General features: G+C 67.5%; 13 protein-coding genes and 2 pseudogenes. 7 read left to right on the forward strand and 8 right to left on the reverse strand.

Features of this window, described 5'->3' with window-relative positions:
- Positions 1-321 precede the first annotated feature (321 nt).
- Together HWY30_RS11395 and HWY30_RS11400 are read right to left on the reverse strand one after the other, a co-directional pair.
- On the reverse strand, positions 322-1,542 hold the full coding sequence (locus tag HWY30_RS11395) for a pyridoxal phosphate-dependent aminotransferase (RefSeq protein WP_090804117.1): 1,221 nt from the start codon (positions 1,540-1,542) through the stop codon (positions 322-324).
- Positions 1,543-1,732: 190 nt separating this feature from the next.
- Positions 1,733-2,635: a LysR family transcriptional regulator gene (locus tag HWY30_RS11400; RefSeq protein ID WP_090804116.1), complete on the reverse strand. Its 903-nt coding sequence runs from the start codon at positions 2,633-2,635 to the stop codon at positions 1,733-1,735.
- A gap of 403 nt (positions 2,636-3,038) precedes the next feature.
- On the opposite strand from HWY30_RS11400, the pseudogene HWY30_RS11405 reads away from it, so the two are divergent.
- Positions 3,039-3,434, forward strand: a pseudogene (locus tag HWY30_RS11405) (transposase); the annotation flags it as partial.
- Between the two features lie 332 nt (positions 3,435-3,766).
- The gene (locus HWY30_RS11410; RefSeq protein ID WP_090804114.1) at positions 3,767-4,018 is read left to right on the forward strand and encodes a hypothetical protein; all 252 of its coding nucleotides are present in this window, start codon (positions 3,767-3,769) and stop codon (positions 4,016-4,018) included.
- A 371-nt stretch (positions 4,019-4,389) separates the two neighbouring features.
- Here HWY30_RS11410 and HWY30_RS11415 read toward each other — a convergent pair whose 3' ends face one another.
- Entirely contained in the window at positions 4,390-4,713 is a 324-nt protein-coding gene (locus HWY30_RS11415) for a hypothetical protein (protein WP_018418368.1), read from the reverse strand.
- A 265-nt stretch (positions 4,714-4,978) separates the two neighbouring features.
- Here HWY30_RS11415 and HWY30_RS11420 point away from each other — a divergent pair, with 265 nt between their 5' ends.
- The 3 genes from HWY30_RS11420 to HWY30_RS11430 all read left to right on the forward strand — a co-directional run bounded on the left by HWY30_RS11420 (position 4,979) and on the right by HWY30_RS11430 (position 6,630).
- Positions 4,979-5,698, forward strand: coding sequence for a YdcF family protein (locus HWY30_RS11420; RefSeq protein ID WP_425199369.1), 720 nt, complete (start codon positions 4,979-4,981; stop codon positions 5,696-5,698).
- Between the two features lie 199 nt (positions 5,699-5,897).
- Complete coding sequence (locus HWY30_RS11425) at positions 5,898-6,137, forward strand: hypothetical protein (protein ID WP_090804113.1); 240 nt, start codon at positions 5,898-5,900, stop codon at positions 6,135-6,137.
- A 235-nt stretch (positions 6,138-6,372) separates the two neighbouring features.
- Complete coding sequence (locus HWY30_RS11430) at positions 6,373-6,630, forward strand: DNA-binding protein (RefSeq protein ID WP_090804111.1); 258 nt, start codon at positions 6,373-6,375, stop codon at positions 6,628-6,630.
- 80 nt (positions 6,631-6,710) lie between these two features.
- On the opposite strand, the pseudogene HWY30_RS11435 reads toward HWY30_RS11430, so the two are convergent.
- Positions 6,711-6,872: pseudogene (locus HWY30_RS11435) on the reverse strand (putative quinol monooxygenase); the annotation flags it as partial.
- 492 nt (positions 6,873-7,364) lie between these two features.
- On the opposite strand from HWY30_RS11435, the gene HWY30_RS11440 reads away from it, so the two are divergent.
- A complete protein-coding gene (locus tag HWY30_RS11440; protein ID WP_090804110.1) occupies positions 7,365-8,660 on the forward strand; it encodes a sensor domain-containing phosphodiesterase in 1,296 nt (431 codons plus the stop codon).
- Between the two features lie 12 nt (positions 8,661-8,672).
- On the opposite strand, the gene arfB is transcribed toward HWY30_RS11440, so the two are convergent.
- Complete coding sequence (arfB, locus tag HWY30_RS11445; RefSeq protein ID WP_090804108.1) at positions 8,673-9,077, reverse strand: alternative ribosome rescue aminoacyl-tRNA hydrolase ArfB; 405 nt, start codon at positions 9,075-9,077, stop codon at positions 8,673-8,675.
- Positions 9,078-9,266: 189 nt separating this feature from the next.
- On the opposite strand from arfB, the gene HWY30_RS11450 reads away from it, so the two are divergent.
- The gene (locus HWY30_RS11450; RefSeq protein WP_090804107.1) at positions 9,267-9,908 is read left to right on the forward strand and encodes a VC0807 family protein; all 642 of its coding nucleotides are present in this window, start codon (positions 9,267-9,269) and stop codon (positions 9,906-9,908) included.
- Positions 9,909-9,963: 55 nt separating this feature from the next.
- Here HWY30_RS11450 and HWY30_RS11455 read toward each other — a convergent pair whose 3' ends face one another.
- The 3 genes from HWY30_RS11455 to recC are packed head-to-tail and all read right to left on the reverse strand — an operon-like array spanning position 9,964 to position 19,174.
- Positions 9,964-12,063, reverse strand: a complete 2,100-nt coding sequence (locus HWY30_RS11455) for an AAA family ATPase (RefSeq protein ID WP_090804105.1) — start codon at positions 12,061-12,063, stop codon at positions 9,964-9,966.
- Complete coding sequence (gene recB, locus HWY30_RS11460; RefSeq protein WP_090804104.1) at positions 12,060-15,785, reverse strand: exodeoxyribonuclease V subunit beta; 3,726 nt, start codon at positions 15,783-15,785, stop codon at positions 12,060-12,062. Before recB ends, HWY30_RS11455 begins: the two co-directional genes overlap by 4 nt.
- Complete coding sequence (gene recC / locus HWY30_RS11465; protein WP_090804102.1) at positions 15,782-19,174, reverse strand: exodeoxyribonuclease V subunit gamma; 3,393 nt, start codon at positions 19,172-19,174, stop codon at positions 15,782-15,784. Before recC ends, recB begins: the two co-directional genes overlap by 4 nt.
- Between the last annotated feature and the right edge of the window lie 157 nt (positions 19,175-19,331).

A 19,331-nucleotide genomic window follows, 5' to 3' on the forward strand; every position in this document is an offset into this window, starting at 1 on the left:
CGCTCGCCCGATTCTGATCGGTCATATTGATGGGAGCACGCACCGGGGGGTGGCGAACAGACTTATCGAGCCAGACCCAGCCGGACGGAGCGGCGATATTCCTGAAAGGAATCGCGTGACTGAGCGCCATATTACGCAAAAACGACCGGGGCGTAAAGCCGCGATCTGCCGTGCATCTTCTGCTGCGGCGCCGACCGGTGTAGCCGCGCCCGCCCGGGTCGAGTCGAGTCGAGTCGACAGCAAGAAGATTCTCACGATTCGCGGCTTTTCGCCGCTCGCGGTGCGTCAACACGAAGCGGGGGGGCGTACGAGGCCGCATGATCAGGCGCCGGCGTGGCGCGCCAGAAACCGCGTCAAGCGCTCGACGCCGGCATCGAGCCGCACCGTATCGCACGCATAGCACCAGCGCACGAACCCCTCGCCCTGCGGCCCGAACGCGCTGCCCGGTGCCACGCCGAGCCCGACCTCCCGCACCATCGCCTTGCACAAATCGAGACTGCGCGTCGCGCCCGGCATCGAGAAGAACAGATACATCGCGCCCAGCGGGGCCTTCACATCGACGCCGGGAACCGCCGACAGCGCGCGCACCAGATGATCGCGCGATGTCCTCAGGTCACGCACCAACTGCTGCGTAAAACGCTCGCCCTGCTGGAGCGCCGCGATGCCCGCCTGCTGCACGAACGACGGCGCGCACGACGTGTTGTACTCGACCAGCTTCGCCAGGTCGTCCATCAACGCGGTCGGCGCGACGATCCAGCCGAGCCGCCACCCCGTCATCAGCCAGGCTTTCGAGAACGAATTCACGCAGATCACGCGTTCGTCGCGTGTCGCGAGGTCGAGAAACGATGGCGCGGTGCGCACACCGGCCGCCTGGGCGGCGTCATCGCCGGGATAGTAGAGCCGCTCATAGACCTCGTCCGCGACGATCCAGATGCCGTGCCGCCGGCAGTGTTCGAGCACGCTGCGCTGGTCGTCGCGATTCATCACCCAGCCGGTCGGGTTGTTCGGCGAGTTGATCATCAGCATCTTCGTGTCAGGCGTCAGCGCGGTCAGCAATCGCCCGACGTCGAGCTCCCAGCCGCGTTCGCCGTAGCCGAGCGCGACGGTTTCGACATGCGAGCCGAGAATCTTCGGGATTTCGACCAGATTCGGCCATAGCGGCGTCACCGCGACGACGCGGTCGCCGCCGCCGACCACCAGCTGCGCGGCGAGCATCAGCGCGTTGACGCCCGCGCTCGTGACCGCGACGTGCTCGGGCGACGTCGCCCCGTGCAACTCGCTGACGTAGCCCGCAAGTGCTGCGCGCAATGGCGCGATGCCGAGATTGTGCGTGTAAAACGTCGCGCCGGCGGCGAGCGCGGCGCTCGCGGCGTCGCGAATGAATGCGGGAGTGACGCGATCGGACTCGCCGAACCAGAACGGCAGTACGTCGTCGACGCCGAAACCGGCGTTCGCGACTTCACGGATTTGCGATGGACGCAGCGCGCGTACGGCGTCGCGCGCATTCGGGATGGAGGGCACGGGCAGGTCCAATTCGCTCATCGAGGCTTCCGGGTGGGTGAAGGATAAGAGGCTCGAAGCGCAACCGCGAAGGCGTGCGCGATGAAGATGGTAGTTTAGCGCGCCGGGTAACCGGACAGCGGCGCAGCGAGTAGCGGCAGGCGGCGTGTGGGCGGCGGGCCGCGCCCGGCGCCAATCCACCAGTCGAACGGATCGCACGCGATCCCGCCCGTTAATTCAACTCCTCGGCCCGGGCCGGCAACTGGCGGATCAGATTCCACACCGCCTCGGCCGCGGGCGACAGCGACCGGTCGCGCCGCCGCACCAGTTCGACGAGGCGTTCCGCGCGCGGCACCAGCGGACGCGCGACCAGCGACGCCCCCGCCGGCAGCGGCAGCGCGAGCCACGGCAGCACGCTGATCCCGACGCCCGCCTCGACGAGCCCGAACACCGTCGCCGAATGGCCGAGTTCCTGCACCACGGTGGCGTTCACGCCCTGCGCCTGCATCACGGCATCGATGAGGGGGCGGCTGCCGGACGCATAATCGAGCATCACGAGTTGCTCGCCGTCGAGGTCCTTCCACGTAACCTGCTTGCGCGCGGCGAGCCGGTGATCGTCACGCGACACGATGCAGAACGAGTCCGTCATCAGCGTCTCGCTGAGCAGATCGTCGTCGGAGAACGGGCCGATGATCACGCCGAAGTCCACTTCACCCGACTTCACCTTGCGCACTACGTCGCTTTGCACGTCGTCGCGCAGCCCAAGCGTCACATAAGGAAACTGCTGTCCGCACGACGCGACTACGCGCGGCATCAGCCGGCACGCGACGGTCGGGCTCGCCGCGACCACCACGCGTCCGCGGCGCTGCTCGCCGATTTCGCGGATCTCGCGCAACGCGTCGTCGAGATCCCCCAGCAGTCGCGACACACTCGCCACGAGGTTGCCGCCTACGTCGGTTAGTTGCACTTCGCGCGTCGTGCGATCGATGAGCTTCAGGCCGATCTCGCTTTCGAGCTCGCGTACGCAGCGACTGACCGCCGACTGCGTGAGGCCGATTTCGGCGCCGGCCCGACTGAAGCTTTGCAAGCGCGCCACCTCGATGAAAACCCTGAGCTGTCGCAGCGTCACATTCATTTGTTCACCTCATCAATAGCGCAGCTTGATGCGCATTGTACGACCAAATGCATGCGGCAAAGCACCGTCCACGCGGCCGCTGCAATGCAGCAAAAAAGCGCGAACGCACGCCGGTCGGGCTTTTCTGCCCCAGATTGGTGATTGTCCCGATTTGCGAGATGGGTTTTTTGGATTCTTATACGGCCCTGGCTGGCGCCCGCGTTGGCCCGCCGCTACGGGGCTTTCAGGCAATCGGCAGCAGATTGGCACACTTCGTGCGTTGTGAAACGCACAGGGAGGGCGCCATGATTTCCGATGGCAATCCGTGGCAAGCCCGTCCCCTTTGGCACTCGCCTATCGAGTGCGTGAAGAGTGCGCGGCGCGGGGCAGCGCACCGGAGTTAGCTTCGCTGAGGTGAAACATGATGCTGTTCGACGATTTGAGAGATAACGAATGGGCGCTGGTCGAGGCTTTGTTCTGCGCCGAGCCGGCGCGCAGCGAACGGCGCGGTCGACCGCGCGTGGAAGCTCGGGCGGTGGTCAACGCCGTGCTTTGGGTGTTGTCGACAGGCGAAGGCTGGTCCAAGTTGCCGGGCCGCTACCCGTCCCCCCCGACTTGCCGTCGGCGCTTCGACGAGTGGCAAGCCGATGGCACGCTCGCTGAAATTGTGAAACGGCTTGGCACGAGCGGCCGTGAAATCTCGCTGCGCGGCCGGATCGGCGCAACGGCCGCGAAACCGCCGGCACCGCCGAGCCGCGACCGCCTACGCGGCGCGTTCTGGACCAATCCGGAATCGTGGCGCGCGCCGGTCAAGATGGCCTGACGCGAAACTACGCGGTCACCGGGCGCCTGTAGGCGCCCGGTTTTTATCCAGCCACTTTTCCACGTTTGCGTGCGCGCCCACGACCCGCCAGCATTTGACGGTCGCCGCGAGACGCTGTCTTCTCCGCTTCGCGCGCCCCTTCGTCGCGCCTCCCGCACGACCGCCACAGCGCTCCTTGCGCGCTGCCTCAGACTGCCAAACTACCCGATAGCTCCGGGTGAAACATCCATTTACTATTAATTACAGCGTGCTTTCGTCCTCCGGCATACGTTAATACTTATGCAAACAGGCCTTGAGTCGAGGGGCTCGAGGTTGAGGGGGATTTCGGAATGAAACCAATGTCACTGGTGTTGTGCGGCATTGTGATTTCATCGATGGCCGCGCCCGCAATTGCGCAACAACGCCCGCAAGGGTGGAACTGGCGCCCGGACCGCCAGGCCACGCTGGAAGCGTGGCAGCAGAGCGAGGCCCATAATCGCGACTTCACGCCGCCGACGCCGCGTGGCGATCTGCGCGGCGATATCGCCAGCAATGTGCGGGCTCGGCCCGATGCGCCGCGTGAGGATCAGCGGCGGCGTTGATTTGCCAAGTCGTCGCTCGGACGGCGCGTCGCGCGACGCGGTGCCCAGTATCTTGCATTGCGCACTTACGATCGGGGAACCACCGGACGCGGCACCAGTCTGACTCAACGCCATTAGCACAGCGTGGCAGTAGTAATTCCGGTATGCCCGTATCTTCGTGATACGGGCTTTTTTTCGCCCTCGAGGCGTTGATGGCATGAAAGGCGCGCAACGGCAACGACCTGCGCGGATCGCGTCGCCGCCTTGTCGATGGGAAGCCGAGATTCGCCCGCGGACGCGCACGGCGACCGGTCGACGTCAGCGACGGCCCGCCGAGGGGCGACAGGCCCGGGCGGACAGTGACTCAGTTCAGGTAAGCGATGAACCTGGAGCTAAGATCTGACTTCGGCTGTCGCGGCGGACTGCGGTTCGGCCGCGCCGAGAACATAATCGTTCATGCGTTGCGCTGTCCATGTGAGCAGACGCTCGTCGTGCTCGAGCCGCGCAAACTCCGCTTTGCCGCGTTCGGTGAGCACCGCGATGTCGACGGGAGCATGAAAGCCTGGCGCCGGTGCGACGGTTCGCTGACGAACGGTGTCCATCAGCCCCAGCGCGCGAAGATATTGGAAGACACCCGGCCTTCTGGCCCAGGGAACCTGACGATATTGCGCTCGCCGCAGCGCTTCAAGTACCGCTTCGTTGGAATACGTGGTCATCTCACTTCTTTCTTAAAGTGCAGCTATGACACATTCATGCCCACGCGTCACTGCGCCACCGGCGACGCGCGTAGCACCCGCGCCTGGTCGGAAGCTCGCCGCCTGTCTGACGGCGGATTTCCGCCAGGTGCTGCCTGGTCTCGTTTTCGGAACCCCCGTCAGAACGGCATGTTAGCGTTCTCTCCATGAACCGACGATGCAACCGCCGCGGCGCGATGGCAGGCCCGTGGATTTGTCCCGAAAGACATACGTTACCCCATTTAAATTGATTCTATTCACTTTATTAGCGCTTTTTTTTGCAGCAATCGTGCTATGGAAACGTGCGCGCCGGCCGCTCATCTTCTGCATGATCGCGCTGTTCTGGCTGCTCGCGGCCGGCTGGCTAACCGCGCCACTGCTCGATCTGGCGCAGCCGCAACGACAGAGCGCCACGGCCGCCACCTTCGCGCCACGCACCGCGATCATCCTGCTCGGCGGCGGCACGGTCTACGACCACGACCATGTGCTGGTGCCACCGCGCGACGTACTCTCGCGCATCGAGGTCAGCGCGCAGAACTACGCGGCCTGCAAGCGCACGGCGAGCACGTGCCGGGTGATCGTCAGCGGCGGCAATCCGCAGCGGCATAGCGCGACCGAAGCCGACACCTACCTGCCCTATCTGCTGCGTCAGCAGGTGGCGCGCTCGGACATCGTGCTCGAGCAAAGCAGCCGCACGACCTATGAGAACGCGCGCAACGTCTCAGTTATTGTCGGTCAATCACATTACGACACGTTGATACTCGTCACCTCCGCGTATCAGATGCCGCGTGCGCTGCTCGATTTTCAGCGCTTCGGCGTCGAGCCGCAGCCGCAGATTTCGAGCGCGCGGCGCGCGCGGATCGGCGTGCTGCCGCGCTTCGCCAATCTCGTGGCCGCGGAGATAGCGTTGCATGAGCTAATCGGCCTCGCGCAATTTCACCTGTATCGCGCGATCGGCTGGTTCTGACGAACGATGTAGGCCGCTGCGCTCTCGCACTCGAGGACGTCGCGGTTTATTCGACCAGCGTCCAGTTATTACAAAACGTAACAAGTGTTGAGCGCGGTTACAAAGCCATCGGCTAGAGAAGAGTTTGCTCGATAGAATGCATTGTCTTTCCCACTGGACAGGCAATACTCGGGTCCACCACCATTCTACGGAGGTAACGATGAAGAAAGTGTCCATGGCGATCCTGGTTTCCTTGTGTGCCGCAGCCGGCGCGGCTCACGCGCAGGACAACGGCATCACGACGAGCACCGATCCGGCGAAGGCCGCCGACGTCGAGCAGCGTGCGCAAGATTTGCAAAACCGCGAGCAGTCGATGGGAAGCGCACCGGCCGCGCCGGCCAAGCATCACAAGATGGCTCCGCATCATCCGAAGAAGGGTGCCGACGCGTCGGGCACCTGAACGACTTCGCGGATCTCGCCTCGCGGCCTCGTCGTGAAGGTGAAAAAGCCGAAGCTGGCAGCGCCGGTTTCGGCTTTTTTTATTTGTGCGACCCGCTCGCTGTTGGCAAGGCACTCCGAGCGCGCACCGGCCCGGCAAGCCGCCGGCGCTCTGCTCTCTGTATGCTAAAGTCGCGCACCGACCGGCGAGCCGCCGGCATCCCCTAACCCGTGCGCACCCTGGTGCGGAGGACAGCATGAGCAACATCCAGCTTGATATCGAATGGACCGAAGCAGCATCTCGCAAGATCGAAAAACTGATGCCGCGTGGCGGTCAGGAAGCGTACCTCGCGCTGCCGCCTGTCGAATGCCTGCCGATGGAAGGCGACGTGCTGTTTCTCGGCCCGGCTGGCAAGCAGGAGCCGTTCATTGTCGCGGAGCGCCAGTATCACCATGACGGCGACGCCGACTGGACCATCATCCTGATTCTCGATGTCCCGCAAGCAACCCACTGATCGCTGACGGCGCGCCGGCGGCCTCGGGGCCGCCCCACCTGTCCAGCGTGTCCGCGCGCCGCTGACGCCGGCGCCCGAATTCAGGCGATCTTCGACACCACGCGAATCTCCGCGTGCTCGATCCAATCCGCGGCCGCCTTCTTACAAGCCTGGATATGCGCGGATTTCGCATGCGCCGCGAGCGCATCCTGGCTTTCCCACCGCTCGATGAACACGAACCGGCGCGGCTCCTGCACGTCGCGCCAGAATCCGCCCGGCAGAGCAGTGCCAAGCCCGCCGCCCGAATGGCCGCATCAGCGCCTACAGCGGCACTAGCACGTGAGCACCGTCGGCCTGGAGTTTGGCGGGCGACCACCGGGCGCCCTGCTACCCTCGGCGTGGTACGGTAACTCATTGCGATTGGGAATCGGTGTCGCGCGTGGCAAGCGCGCGGGACGCTCCGACGCATTACCGCAACGGATTGCCGCACGGCCGTAGGCAGTCGTTTTGCAGACAATTTTCGCGCCCATGCGTTTGTGATAACCCGCACATTGCCGCGCGCTGCAAACTGCTAGACTCATTTTGACCAATTCGCCGGAGTCCAGCGTGGCTGGCACCGCCCTCCGTGTTCGCGGGACGCATTCGTTTCGTTCCGGCGACGCTCCGGGTGTGCGAGCGCTACGCGCCGAATGGGTTTGCGTGCCCCTTCATTCCCTTGCCGCAACGATCCCATGTCAGCTTTCATGCCCGCTTCTATGCCATCCGTCAGCGAATTGACCGTGAGCGGCCTGCTCCCGCACCTGGTCCGCGGCGAGTCGGGCTGGACCGCGACCTGGCGCGCGTTGACATTGCACAGCGTGTTCCAGCCGGTGCTGTCGGTCACGCATCAGTGCGTGGTCGGCTACGAGGGGCTGTTGCGCGCGTTCGATCCGGTCGGTCTGCCCGTCTCGCCCGAAGTATTGTTCTCCGGCACGCGCTCGGCCGCCGAAGCGCGCGAACTCGATCGCATCGCGCGCTGCCTGCATGTGGCGAACTTCATGGAGCAAGGCATCAGCACCGGATGGCTGTTTCTGAACACGCGCCCGCAGGTGTTCGAAACCGGCTGGCCGCAGCGCGCTTTCATCGACGAGTTGTCCGCGCATTTCGGGCTGCCGCAGGAGCGCATCGTGATCGAAGTGCTCGAGCAGCCCGCCGACGATGAATCCGCCGTCGCCAGCATGCTCGCCGCCTCGCAGCCGCGCGATTTTCTGATCGCGATCGACGACTTCGGCACCGGCTTCTCGAACTTCGATCGCGTGTGGCGCTTCCGCCCCGACATCGTCAAACTCGACCGTTCGCTCGTCGCGCGCGCGGGCAAGCGCGAGGGCGACGAATCGATGATCAGCCATCTGATCGCGATGCTCCATCAGTCGGGCACGCTCGTGCTCGCCGAAGGCGTCGAAACCGATGAAGAGCTGATGATCCTGATGCAGGCCGACGTCGATTTCGTGCAGGGGTTCTGGTTCGGTCAGCCAAAGAGCAGCGTGCTGGCCGCCTGCACGAAGGTGCCTGAGCTCGTCGCGTCGATCTGGAGCAAGTTCGCCGAATACGAGCGTGCGAACGCCGGCCACCAGCGGCTCGGGTTCGAGGGCTTCGCGGAAGCGGTGCTGGCCGCCGCCGACACCTACAAGGCGACCGGTGACCTCGAACAGGCCGCGCAAAAGGTCTGGCATCTGCCCGAAGCGCGCCGCGTGTTCCTCACCGACGGCCTGGGCGAGCAGACCCAGCCTTCGGTGACGGCGGCGTCGGTCCCGCCGCCTCCGAAGCGGCTCGCGCCGCTCTATACGGAGACGCGCAGCAACTGGTCGCGTCGCGCGTATTTCCGGCACGCGCTCGCGGCGCCAGGCCGCGTCGCGATGATGGGGCCGCATTATTCGCTCGCCGATGGTCAGGACTGCTACACCGCGGCGATCGCGTTCGAGCGCGACGGCACGCACGTGCTGTGCGTCGACTTCGTGCCGGAGGCGTCGCCGCCGGATGTGCGCACCGGCAGACGCGGCGCGAGACGTTAGCGACCCACGCCGCTACTCGTGCATGCGGCCGCGCCCCGACTTGACCTCGCTGCGCCTGGCCTTACTGTCGAGCCGCCGCAGGTTCGACGCGCGGGTCGGCCGCGTCGCGACCCGATGCTTGCGGGTCACGCTGACGCTTTCGATCAGTTCATCGAGCCGCGCGAGCGCCGCCGCGCGGTTCATCTCCTGGGTCCGATGCTCCTGCGCCTTGATGATCACGACGCCGTCGCGCGTGAGCCGGTGGTCGGACAGCGCGAGCAGACGCATCTTCAGCACTTCCGGCAGCGACGAGGCGCGCACGTCGAAACGCAGATGGATCGCGCTCGACACCTTGTTGACGTTCTGACCACCCGCCCCCTGCGCGCGCACGGCGGTCAATTCGATTTCGTTGGGCGGGACCGGATAGCGGGATGTCATGGGTGGTCGGGAAGGAAGATGCGTCAGTGTACAAGCGCTCGACGCGAAATGCCCAAACTCGCGGGAAGGCGGCGGAGCGCCCGGTGCGGCGCCCGGCGGCGCCGGCTCGCGAACGCTACGAAAAAAACCATTTGCGTCGGCCCGACCGGTTCATCGATACTGGTTCTTTCGCTTACGGCGTAAATTCATATGAAAATCCGTCCCGGTTTCGTGCTCGAACTGGCCGTCAACTTTCTGCTGCCGTGGCTTGCTTACCGGCTCGCGTTGCCGCGGGTCGGCGAGACCGGCGCGCTAATCGCGTCCGCCGTGCCGCCGCTCGTGTGGAGCGCGATCGAGCTCGCGCGCTTCAGGCGCGTCGATGCGCTCAGCGTGATGGTGGTGGCGGGCATCGTGCTGTCGGTCGCGGCCATGGCGCTCGGGGGCAGTCCGCGCATGCTGCTGTTGCGCGAGTCGCTGGTGTCCGGCGCGGTCGGCGTCGTGTTCCTGCTGTCACTGCCGATGCGTCGTCCTCTGATCTTCTACCTCGCGCGCGCGACGGTCGCGCGCGAAATGGAAGGCGGCGCCGCGCATTTCGAGGCGCTATGGCGCGAGCGCCCCGGTCTCGCCACCGCGATGCGAACCATGACGCTCGTGTGGGGCATCGGGCTGACCGCCGAAACCGCGCTACGCGCGTGGATGGCGCTGACGTGGCCGATCGAACGCTTCCTCGTCGTGTCGCCGTTTATCGGCTACGGCATCTACGCGGGACTCGCGCTGTGGACACTGTGGTATCGCAGGACGATGCGCAGCCGCGTCGAGGCCATCGAGCGGGCGAGCGGGGTTGCCGGTTGAGCGCCGCTCGCACCACAAGTCCGCCACTTCGCTCTTTCTGCCTGCTGCCGCGCGATCAACGCGATGCTTCGGCAATCCGCGCGGCCAGCCCCGAATCACGCTGCGTCGGCGTCGCGATCGCCTGCGCGAGCACGGCTCGCGCGCCGATCACCTCGACACGTTCGCGCGCGCGAGTAATCGCCGTATACACGAGCTCACGCGACAACACCCGGCTGAACGCCGACGGCAGCACCAGCACCGCTTGCTCGAACTCCGAACCTTGCGACTTGTGGACCGTCAGCGCGAACGCGGTGTCGTGCGGCGGCAGCGCGGCCGGCGACACCGCGCGCACACCGCCGTCGCCGGTGCGGAAGTACACGCGCAGCGCGCCGCCCGCGCCCGGCAGCGCAATGCCGATGTCGCCATTGAACAGACCCAGCGCGTAATCGTTGCGCGTCACCATCACCGGACGTCCGGCAAACCACTGCGCGCCGACCGCGAGCGTGACGCCCGCGGCGCGGCGCACCTCAGCCGCCATCGCCGCGTTGACCTGATCGACGCCACGAGGTCCGAGCCGCGTCGCACAGAGGATGCGGAAGCGGTTGAGCGCGTCGAAGAGCGGCACTGGATCGGGCGTATCGACGGCGAGCGCCCTGGCAAGCGCGTCGGCGTACGGCGCGAAGCCCCCGGCAAGTCTTGCGGTGGTGCGCTCGGCCAGCGTCGTGTGAGCGTCCTCGTGCAGCGCCGCGGCGCAGACCTCGGTCGGGTCGATCTGCAATACGTCGAGCGCCGCGCTCGGTGAGCCGTTGCGAATCGCGACGGACAAACGGCCGATCGGCGACTCGAGGCCGAACCGGTAGTTGCGCTCGAGCCAGACGACGCAGTCCGCGAGCGGGTTGCGTTCGATCGCCGATCGCTTATCGCGATCCGCCTGCTCGCCAGTCGCCGATGTCACGCCGTCACCGAACGGATCGCCCGACGCGGGTGGCTCGAAGGTTTGCGGCGTCTCGGGCGGCGCAAATACATCGTCCAAAGGTGCTTCATCGACTTCACGCAACGCGCGCGGCAAAGCCCGCGCGAGCCGCGCCTCGTCGATGTCGAGCGCCTGCGCGACCCATTGCAATCCGCGCGCGCTCAACGCCGGCCGCGCGCTGAGTTCGGCGAACACCGCGCCGGCTTCGACCGCGGCGAGCTGGTCCTTGTCACCGAGCATCACGAGCCGCGTTTGCGGCCCGATCGCGTCGAGCAGATGCGTGGCCATCGCCACGTCGATCATCGACGCCTCGTCGATCACGACCACGTCATACGGCAACGGATTATCGCGATGATGCCGGAAGCGCCCGCCCGGCCCCGACCCCAGCAAGCGATGCAGCGTGTACGACGTCTGCGGCAAACGCGCGGCGAGTTCGGGCGGCAGCTCGCCCGCGCGCGCGAGCAACGCTTCCTGCATCCGTTGCGCCGCCTTGCCGGTCGGCGCCGCCAGCGCGATGCGCAAATCGGCCCGCGCATCGAGCAGACACGCAAGCACGCCGACCACGGTCGTGGTCTTGCCGGTTCCCGGGCCGCCGCTGACGATCGTCAGCCGCCCCGACAGCGCCATCACGGCCGCGACGCGTTGCCAGTCGACGTCGTCGTCTCGCGGCGGACCGAAGTAGCGCAGCAGGCGTTCGCGCAAAGCGGCGGGGGCGGTGTCGGCGTCGGCCTTCGCGGTGCTCGCCTCGCCCGTCGCATGCGCGACCAGGGCGTGGGCCAGGCGCCGCTCGTAGTCGTAGTAGCGCGCGAGATAGAGACGCCCCTGCGCGTCGATCACGAGCGGGCGCAACGCCGCCGCGCCCGCCGCGCCCGCCGCGTCCGCTGCGCCCTCGCTTGCCATGCCGCTCGCGAGCAGCGCCGCGCGCACTTCGGCGCTCGACGCGTCGAAGCGGCGCGCGAGCGTCGCGAGCGGCACGCACACGTGCCCTTCGGCGGTCGCGCGGCTCGCGGCGAAGGCGCCGCGCGCGGCCCACTTCACCACCTCGGTCGATGCGCCACCGCGCCGCGCGAGCATGCCGATACGGCGCGCGAACCCTTCGGCCAGCGCGATGCTGAAATCGGCCGGTGCGGGCAGGTTGACGCCGATGTCTTCGAGGCCGAGCGGCGCGGCCGCACGCTCGTCAAGCGTGCCGAGCGTGCTCATGCGCCACCTCCGATCATCGCCGCGTCGAGCAGCGCCACCAGTTCGAACGGCGCACGCCGCCTGTGCACACCGGCGGCGCCGTCGACATCGCGCCAGTCGGGCCGCACGCCGCGCACGAACAGATACAGGTAGCCGCCGATATGCGTGTCGTATGCATAGTCGCGCACGCGCGTCTTCAGATAGCGATGCAGCGCGACCGTATAAAGCAGCGCCTGCAGGTGGTACGCGTGACTCGTCATCGCCGCTTCGAGCGGCGCGGCTGCGTAGTCGGCGGCGGTGTCGCCGAGATGGTTCGACTTCCAGTCGACGATCCAGAAGCGGCCGTCGTGCTCGACGATCATGTCGATAAATCCTTTGACGAACCCGCGCAGCACGCCGGGCTCCAGCGCGACGTCGGGATAGCCGTATTCGATCAGCAGCTCGCGCAGCGCCGGAAAATCCAGCGACGGGGCCGCGAACAGAAACTCGAGTTCGTTCAGGCGCCGACGCGGATCGAGCCGCGCGAGCGTCATGCCCGGCACGAGTTCGGTCGAGACGACGTCGGCGATCAGCCGATGCATCATCGCGGGCAAGCGCGCGGCGAGCTCGGGCGCGGCCGGCGCCGGACGCTCGCGCAGCGCGCCGCGGATCGCGTCGGGCCAGGTGCGCGCCTCGGTAAAATCGGCGAGTTCGAACATCCGATGCAGGCAATCGCCGGCCGCCGCGCCGCGCGGGAACGCGAGGATGTCGTCGTCGGCATGCGCCGGGGCGCTCGACGCGGCGAGCGGCGTGAGCAGCGGCGCGGAGGGTAGCGCATCGGCGATTTCATCGTGGTCGGGCCGCACGTCTTCCTGCGGCGCGTGCGCGTGGGCATCCGCGCTCCTGCCGCCGGCCGCGATCAGCCCGCTGAAACTTGCCATGCGCCACTGATCGCGCAACGGCCGCCGATTCGCGCGCGCGTGCAGATGCGTGCCCTGATCCCGCAGACTTTCGAGCGGCACGCGGCGCGTCACTTCGGGCAGCGCCCGCAACGTGACCGGTCCGCCCGCGAGCGCCTGCCAGCTCGCCGCGAGCGCGGCTTCGTCGGGCGGCTCGGCGAGCCAGGCGTCGAACGTGTGGCCGCTGCCGCCGACGAGCCAGTTCAGCACGCTGCGCCGCGACTCCTTCGTCGAGCGCGACGACAGATACGTGCCCGCGACCAGGTAGCAGCGATACACCGCGCGCGTGAGCGCCACATAGACGAGCCGCGCGCGTTCCGCCGCCTGCTCGCGCACCGCGTAACGCGAGGCGCGCTCGGCTTCCTCTTCGTCGCAACCGTAGTGCAGCACCGCGTCGCCGCTGTCGTCGTGATACTCGCGCGCATCGGGCAAGCCCGACGAGGGCGGCTCGCGCAAGCCGCCATCGTTCAGAAACGGACAGAACACGACCGCGTATTCGAGTCCCTTCGATTTATGGACCGTGACGATCTGCACGAGATTGCGATCCGACTCGAGCCGCAGTTGCGCCTCGTCACCGCCGCCCTGCTCGCGCTGCGCGGCGAGCCAGCGCAAGGTAGGCGCGATGCCGGGCTGGGTGGCCGCGCGCGCCTGTACGAGCTCGGCAAGATGGTTCACGTTGGTCAGCCGACGCTCACCGTCGACACCCGCGACGAGCCGCTGCGCGACGCGCAGTTCGCGCATCAGCGTGCGCCACATCACCGCGAAGCCGCGTTCGTGCCACAGCATCCGGTAGCGCGAAAAACGCTCGACCCAGCCCATCGCGTCGGCGGCGTCGAGCGCTGGCGCGGGTTCGTCAACGGCCTCGGCCGCGGGCGCATCGGCGACCTGCGTGAGACGCCACAGCGCGGCGGCATCGAGCCCGAGCCAGTCGGTGGCGAGCGCGGCGCGCAGGCGACGCAGATCGCCGGGCGTGTCGATGGCGGCCAGCACGCGCTCGATCTGCTCGGCGTCGAGCGTCGCGAACACCGACGCCTGCGCAAGCTCCACGCTGCCGACGCCCCACGCCGCGAGCACGCGTTTGACGAGGCTGCCCTGCTTGTGCGTCTGCACGAGCACGGCGATATCGCCCGGTGCGAGCGGCTTGTCGCCGATCGTCACGACACCTTCGCGCGCCCCTCGCAAAAGCCGCACGATCTCGGCCGCGCACGCTTCGCTCGCGGCGCGCTGCGCGCTGCGTTTGTCCAGCGGCGTTGCGCCGCGCGGCAACGTCCAGATGCGGAAATCGCCGCCGCTCGCGTCGGGATCGGTAAACGGCGCGCGGCGCCGCTCACCCGCACGCACTGGCTGATAGTCGAGCCCGTCGAGCACGAACGCCTGGCGGTTCGCTTCGAAGATCCGGTTGCACGCCTCGACGATCGGTGCGGTCGAACGCTGGTTGACCGCGAGCGTGTAGCACGCGGACGCCGACTCGCGCGCCGCGAGATACGTATGCAGATCCGCCGCGCGAAAACTGTAGATCGCCTGCTTCGGATCGCCGACGAGGAACAGCGGTCCCGCCGGCGCGAAGATGCGGCTGAAGATCGCGAATTGCAGCGGATCGGTGTCCTGGAACTCGTCGATCAGCGCGGCCGGATAGCGGCTACGCAATGCATCGGCGAGCCAGGCATGCGCGGCCAGTGCGCGATACAGATTCGCGAGCAGATCGTCGAACGATACAACGCGGCGCGTGCGCTTGCGCGCCACCAACTCGGCCGGCGCGTAGTCGAGCCATGTCTGCACCAGCGCGAGCCAGCGCGCGCGCTGCGCGGCCTCGGCGGCGACCACGGCCGCGGCCAGCGCGTCGGCATGCTCGAAGAACGGATGTGCGGGCGGCTCGAACTTGACCTTGGTTGCCTTCTTCAACGCCGACGCCGTCAGCTTCAGCGCGGCGCGCGGCGGCGGCGCATGGCAGTCGCCCTGCGCGAAGTAGTCGGTCCACGCGGCGATCGCGGCGCTCACGTGATCGGGCTTGTGCGTGGTCTTGCTCAGGCGCTCCTGTGCCTCGGCCAGTAGCGCGACGATCGCGTCGCGTTCGGCCCGCCAGATCGCGCACGCGACATCGAAGCCGGCCTGCGGATCGGCGCTTGCACCGGCCGCGTCGACGCTGCCCCAGCGCAATTGCGCGAGCGGCTTTTTCAGGCGCCGTGCCAGTTGCTCGTCGAGCGACGCGGGACCGGCGCGCTTGGCCACCAGCCACGCGGCGAACGCCGGATGCGCATGCGCGACCGGCTCGACTTGCTCGCGCCAGAAATCGGCGGCGAGTTCGAAACGCAGCGCCGCGTCGTCGGCTTCCATCTCGAACGCGAATGGCATCGCGGCCGCGAACGGCGCTTCCTGCAAGGCGCGCTGACAGAACGCGTGGATCGTGTGGATCGCGGCCTGATCGAACGTGCGCAGCGCGCGGCGCACGACCTTCAACGCGGCCTCGCGCTCGATACCGCGCTCCGGCGCGAGCGTCGTTTCGAACAGCCGGCGGATGAACGGATCGTCGCCGTCGTCGTCCATCTCGATCGCGCGATGCAGTTCCGCGAGACGGCCGCGTATGCGCTCGTGCAGCTCCGCGGTCGCGGCCTTCGTGAACGTGACGACGAGAATCTGATCCGCGTTCAGGTTCTTTTCCAGCAGCAGCCGCACGTACAGCGCGCAGATGTTCCACGTCTTGCCGGTGCCCGCCGACGCTTCGATCTGGTTCACGCCGTCGAGCGGACATGCGAACACGTCGAGTTCGTCGGCGGCGAGGCTTTGATGGCGCAGCGCGTCGCTCATGAGGCGCTCCGCAAATGCTGGATCAGTGGCTTGAAGACGATCGCGGCGAGGCTGCCGAACGGTTCGTCGAGCGTGAGCGGTGTGCCGCGCAGCGCGATGCGCAACGCGGGGTCGTCGGATTCGCCGCGCACGCGGTCGTTGACCCATACGCCTTGCGCCGCCGATTCGCTTTCGCTGAGCCGCGCCCATGCGCTTTTCGGGAAAAAGCGCAGCGGCAGCCGGCGGCCGGCATTGAAGAGCGCAGCCAACGGCGCGAGCTCGTCGAGCGGAGCCGCGACGGGCGCGAGCTCGAAGCTCTCGCCGCTGCCGTGCCATACGGTGCGGCGCGGGCCGTCCGGCTGCGCCGCGCAATAGACCAGATGCGCGAGCCACGCGGACAGATAGTCGCGCGCGCTGGCTTTGGCATAACGAAAGATCACTTGTCCCGTTCCGGTCAGCAGGTTCAACGTGCCGCGCAATTGCAGCGGCGTTTCGGCGGACTCGAGCAACAGCGCGTCGTAGTCGCCAAACAGGGAGACGGCGCTGTCGGTGCCATCGCCGCCTTGCGGCCAGCGCGGCGAGACGTCGAGCACGAACGGCAAGCGCTCGACGCCCGCGGCCACTTCGCGCCGCACGCTTTGCGCCAACTGCCGCAGCGCGGACAGCTCGCGCGCGCGCCAGACCGCGCCGGTCGCGCCGCCGGGCAACTCGGGGCTCGCCTCGGCGACGCGCTGCACGCGGCTGTAGATCACCTCGTCGTCGGTGCCGGCGTCTAGCAGGACCGGCAGCAGGCGCTCGGCGAGTGCGTCGCGGCCCGCATAGTCGAGATCGAACGGCTCGGTGTCGAGCAACTCGCCCTGCGCATCCGACAACGCGATTCCGAGCCGGTCGCGCAGCAGTGCGCGCGCCGGATGACGCCAGAAGCGCACGAAGTCGTCGAACTCCACCTCGTGCATATCTTCCGGCGGCAGCGGTTGATCGAAGAACGGCGTGGCGGCGGCATGCTGCGGTTCGGCAAGCAGCGTGGCCAGCTCGGCGCGATTGGCGTCGTAGGTGAACAGGTCGGGCTTCGCCGCGAAGTAGTCCGACGCGAACGCCTGCAACGGATGCTCGACGATGAACTCGCGCCGCGCGCTGTCGACCCCGGCCGGACTCGCGTCCTCGCCCGCCGACACCTGCGCGAGATGATCGAGCAGTTCGTCGACGAGCGCGGCCGGCGGCAGCGGCGCGTTATCGCGAATGCTGCGGCCGGTGTAGGCGATGAAGAGCCGCTCGCGCGCGGCGAGCAGCAGATCGAGGAACAGATTGCGCTCGTCGTCGCGGCGCTGACGATCGCCGGCCTTGCCAAACGCGGCCATCAGGTCGAACTCGTCGGCACGCGCGAGCGACGGCAGCACGCCGTCGTCCATGCCGAGCAGGCAGACCACGCGGAACGGCAAACCGCGCAAGCTCGTCAGCGAAGAAAACGTCACGCTGCCCCACGGCACGCCGCCGCGTGCGGGGTCATCGAGCGCTTCGGTGAGCGCGGTGCGCACCACCGAGGCCGGCAGCAACACATCATGCGCGCCGGCCTGCATCGCGGCGCTCATCGCATCGAGCGCGTCGCGCACGGCCGCGAGCGAATCGGCGAACTCGACGCCGCCGTCGAAGCACTGCCCGAGCGTTTCGAGCAGCAGTTGCGACCAGTCGGACGGCGTGCGCTCGATCGCGCAGCTCGCCGCGAAGCTGTCGATGTCGTCGACGAAACGCGACAGACGGCCGAGCAGTTCAGCATCCGAACCGCCCGCGCCTTCGACCGGCAGCCACGCATCGACCGGCTCGCCGCCTGCCGGCATCGCGTAGCCGAGGTACAGGCGCGTCAGCGCATCGGCGAACGTATGACGCGCGACCGGTACGTGCTCGCCGACCGGTTCGAGCGGCGCGAGCCCGCGCCGCGCGCCGGCGGCCGCGAGCCATTCCTGCGCGGCTTCGAGCGAATTCGCATCGATGCCGTAGCGCACCGCGACCGCGTCGACGCGCAGCCATTCGATCAGATCCGGCGCGCCGACGCTGCGCTCGGGCAGCGCGAGCCAGTCGAGCAACAGACGCGCGACCGGATTGGCCTGCGACGGCGGCAGGCCGGTAATGCGGTACGGAATGCGACGCGTGTCGCCGGCGGGCGTGGTGCCGAACACCGCATCGATCAGCGGACCGGCCGCCGCGAGATCGGACACGGCGACCAGCACGTCGGACGGCTGTAGATCGTCGAATTCGTCGAACCAGCCGAGCAGGCGATCGTGCAGCACTTCGAGCTGCCGGGACAGGCTATGACAGACGTGCACCTCGATACCGCGCTCGATAGGCAACTCGTCGGCATCGGCCTCATTGCGCAAAGCGAGAATGCCGTTCTGCACGGCGGCGAGCCAGCTCGGCTCCGGGTTTTCGGTGAAGTCGCCGGTCTCGGCCGATGCGGCGCTTTCGGTCAGCTCGTGCAGCATATGCAGCTGCGCCTGAGTCTGGCGGCCCCATTCGGCGAGCAGCGGATGACCGACTTCCTGATAGTCGAGCTGCCCCGCCGCGTCGAGTGCCTGCACGCGCCCTTCGCTGACCACGTCGAACCAGAACTCGCGGCACGGGTTCATCACGTACAGACGCACGTCGATCCAGCGCGACAGCGCGCGCAGCAACGCGATATGCAGCGGCGGCATGGTCGGCAGCGCGAACACGCTGACCGCCTCGGGCCATTGCGCGTTCGAGATCGCCTCGAGATCGAGCGCCGCGATTTCATCGAGGAACCGATACGCGGGCGGCAGCGCGGCCGCGGATGTTTGCGCATGACCGCCGGCCTGCGCGAGCTCGGCGAGCACCGCGCGCCACAGCGCCGCCTGCCAGCGCTCGTCCTCGCGCGCCGCGTCGCTCGCGCCGGTCAGACGCGGACCGGTGTCGTCAGCCGCGCCGCTCGCGAAGATCGAGCCGCCCTTGTGCCATTGCAGCAGCCATTCGGGGCGATAAGTCAGATAGTGATCGAGCACGGTCGCGACGCGCCGCGCGAGTTCGTAGCGCATCGACGCGTCGGCCGCATCGAGATAGGTGCGCAGACGCGGCGACGCGTTCCACGGCAGCGCTTCGTCTGAGTCGTCGAGCAGCCGGTAGCAGCGCCACACGAGCCGGTCCGGCGCGAACGGCGAATGCTTCGGCACCTCGATCACGCCGCCGATCTGCGCCCACAGCCATTGCGCGAGATAACCAAAGTTAACGTTCGCGCAGATGCCTTGGCGCGCGGCGATATCGAGCTCGAGCCGCCGGCGCACGGCCGCGCTCGGCACGATCACGGGCCGCGCGGTCCACGGGTCGGACGGCGCTTGCGCGAGGTCGCCGAGCAGCGCGCCCACCAGCGTTTCGTAGCGGTTCGAGTAGAAGAGCTGAAGCATGGATTCCAGATCACATTTGGCACGCTGATGGCCCGCGAACGATGCGCACGAGCCACGGCGGACATTGAAGCGACAGCATAACAAACCCATCCCCAGGGCATAACCCGGCCGAATGGGCGAGGTCAGAACGCGCGCAAAATCAGTTAGACTCGACGGC

This window comes from Paraburkholderia tuberum STM678, assembly GCF_902833905.1.
Taxonomy (GTDB): domain Bacteria; phylum Pseudomonadota; class Gammaproteobacteria; order Burkholderiales; family Burkholderiaceae; genus Paraburkholderia; species Paraburkholderia tuberum.

Coding starts and splice junctions, on each gene's coding strand:
- HWY30_RS11395 (WP_090804117.1), bottom strand. CDS start 1,542: ATGAGCGAATTGGACCTGCCCGTGCCCTCCATCCCGAATGCGCGCGAC.
- HWY30_RS11400 (WP_090804116.1), bottom strand. CDS start 2,635: ATGAATGTGACGCTGCGACAGCTCAGGGTTTTCATCGAGGTGGCGCGC.
- HWY30_RS11410 (WP_090804114.1), top strand. CDS start 3,767: ATGAAACCAATGTCACTGGTGTTGTGCGGCATTGTGATTTCATCGATG.
- HWY30_RS11415 (WP_018418368.1), bottom strand. CDS start 4,713: ATGACCACGTATTCCAACGAAGCGGTACTTGAAGCGCTGCGGCGAGCG.
- HWY30_RS11425 (WP_090804113.1), top strand. CDS start 5,898: ATGAAGAAAGTGTCCATGGCGATCCTGGTTTCCTTGTGTGCCGCAGCC.
- HWY30_RS11430 (WP_090804111.1), top strand. CDS start 6,373: ATGAGCAACATCCAGCTTGATATCGAATGGACCGAAGCAGCATCTCGC.
- HWY30_RS11440 (WP_090804110.1), top strand. CDS start 7,365: ATGCCATCCGTCAGCGAATTGACCGTGAGCGGCCTGCTCCCGCACCTG.
- arfB (WP_090804108.1), bottom strand. CDS start 9,077: ATGACATCCCGCTATCCGGTCCCGCCCAACGAAATCGAATTGACCGCC.
- HWY30_RS11450 (WP_090804107.1), top strand. CDS start 9,267: ATGAAAATCCGTCCCGGTTTCGTGCTCGAACTGGCCGTCAACTTTCTG.
- HWY30_RS11455 (WP_090804105.1), bottom strand. CDS start 12,063: ATGAGCACGCTCGGCACGCTTGACGAGCGTGCGGCCGCGCCGCTCGGC.
- recB (WP_090804104.1), bottom strand. CDS start 15,785: ATGAGCGACGCGCTGCGCCATCAAAGCCTCGCCGCCGACGAACTCGAC.
- recC (WP_090804102.1), bottom strand. CDS start 19,174: ATGCTTCAGCTCTTCTACTCGAACCGCTACGAAACGCTGGTGGGCGCG.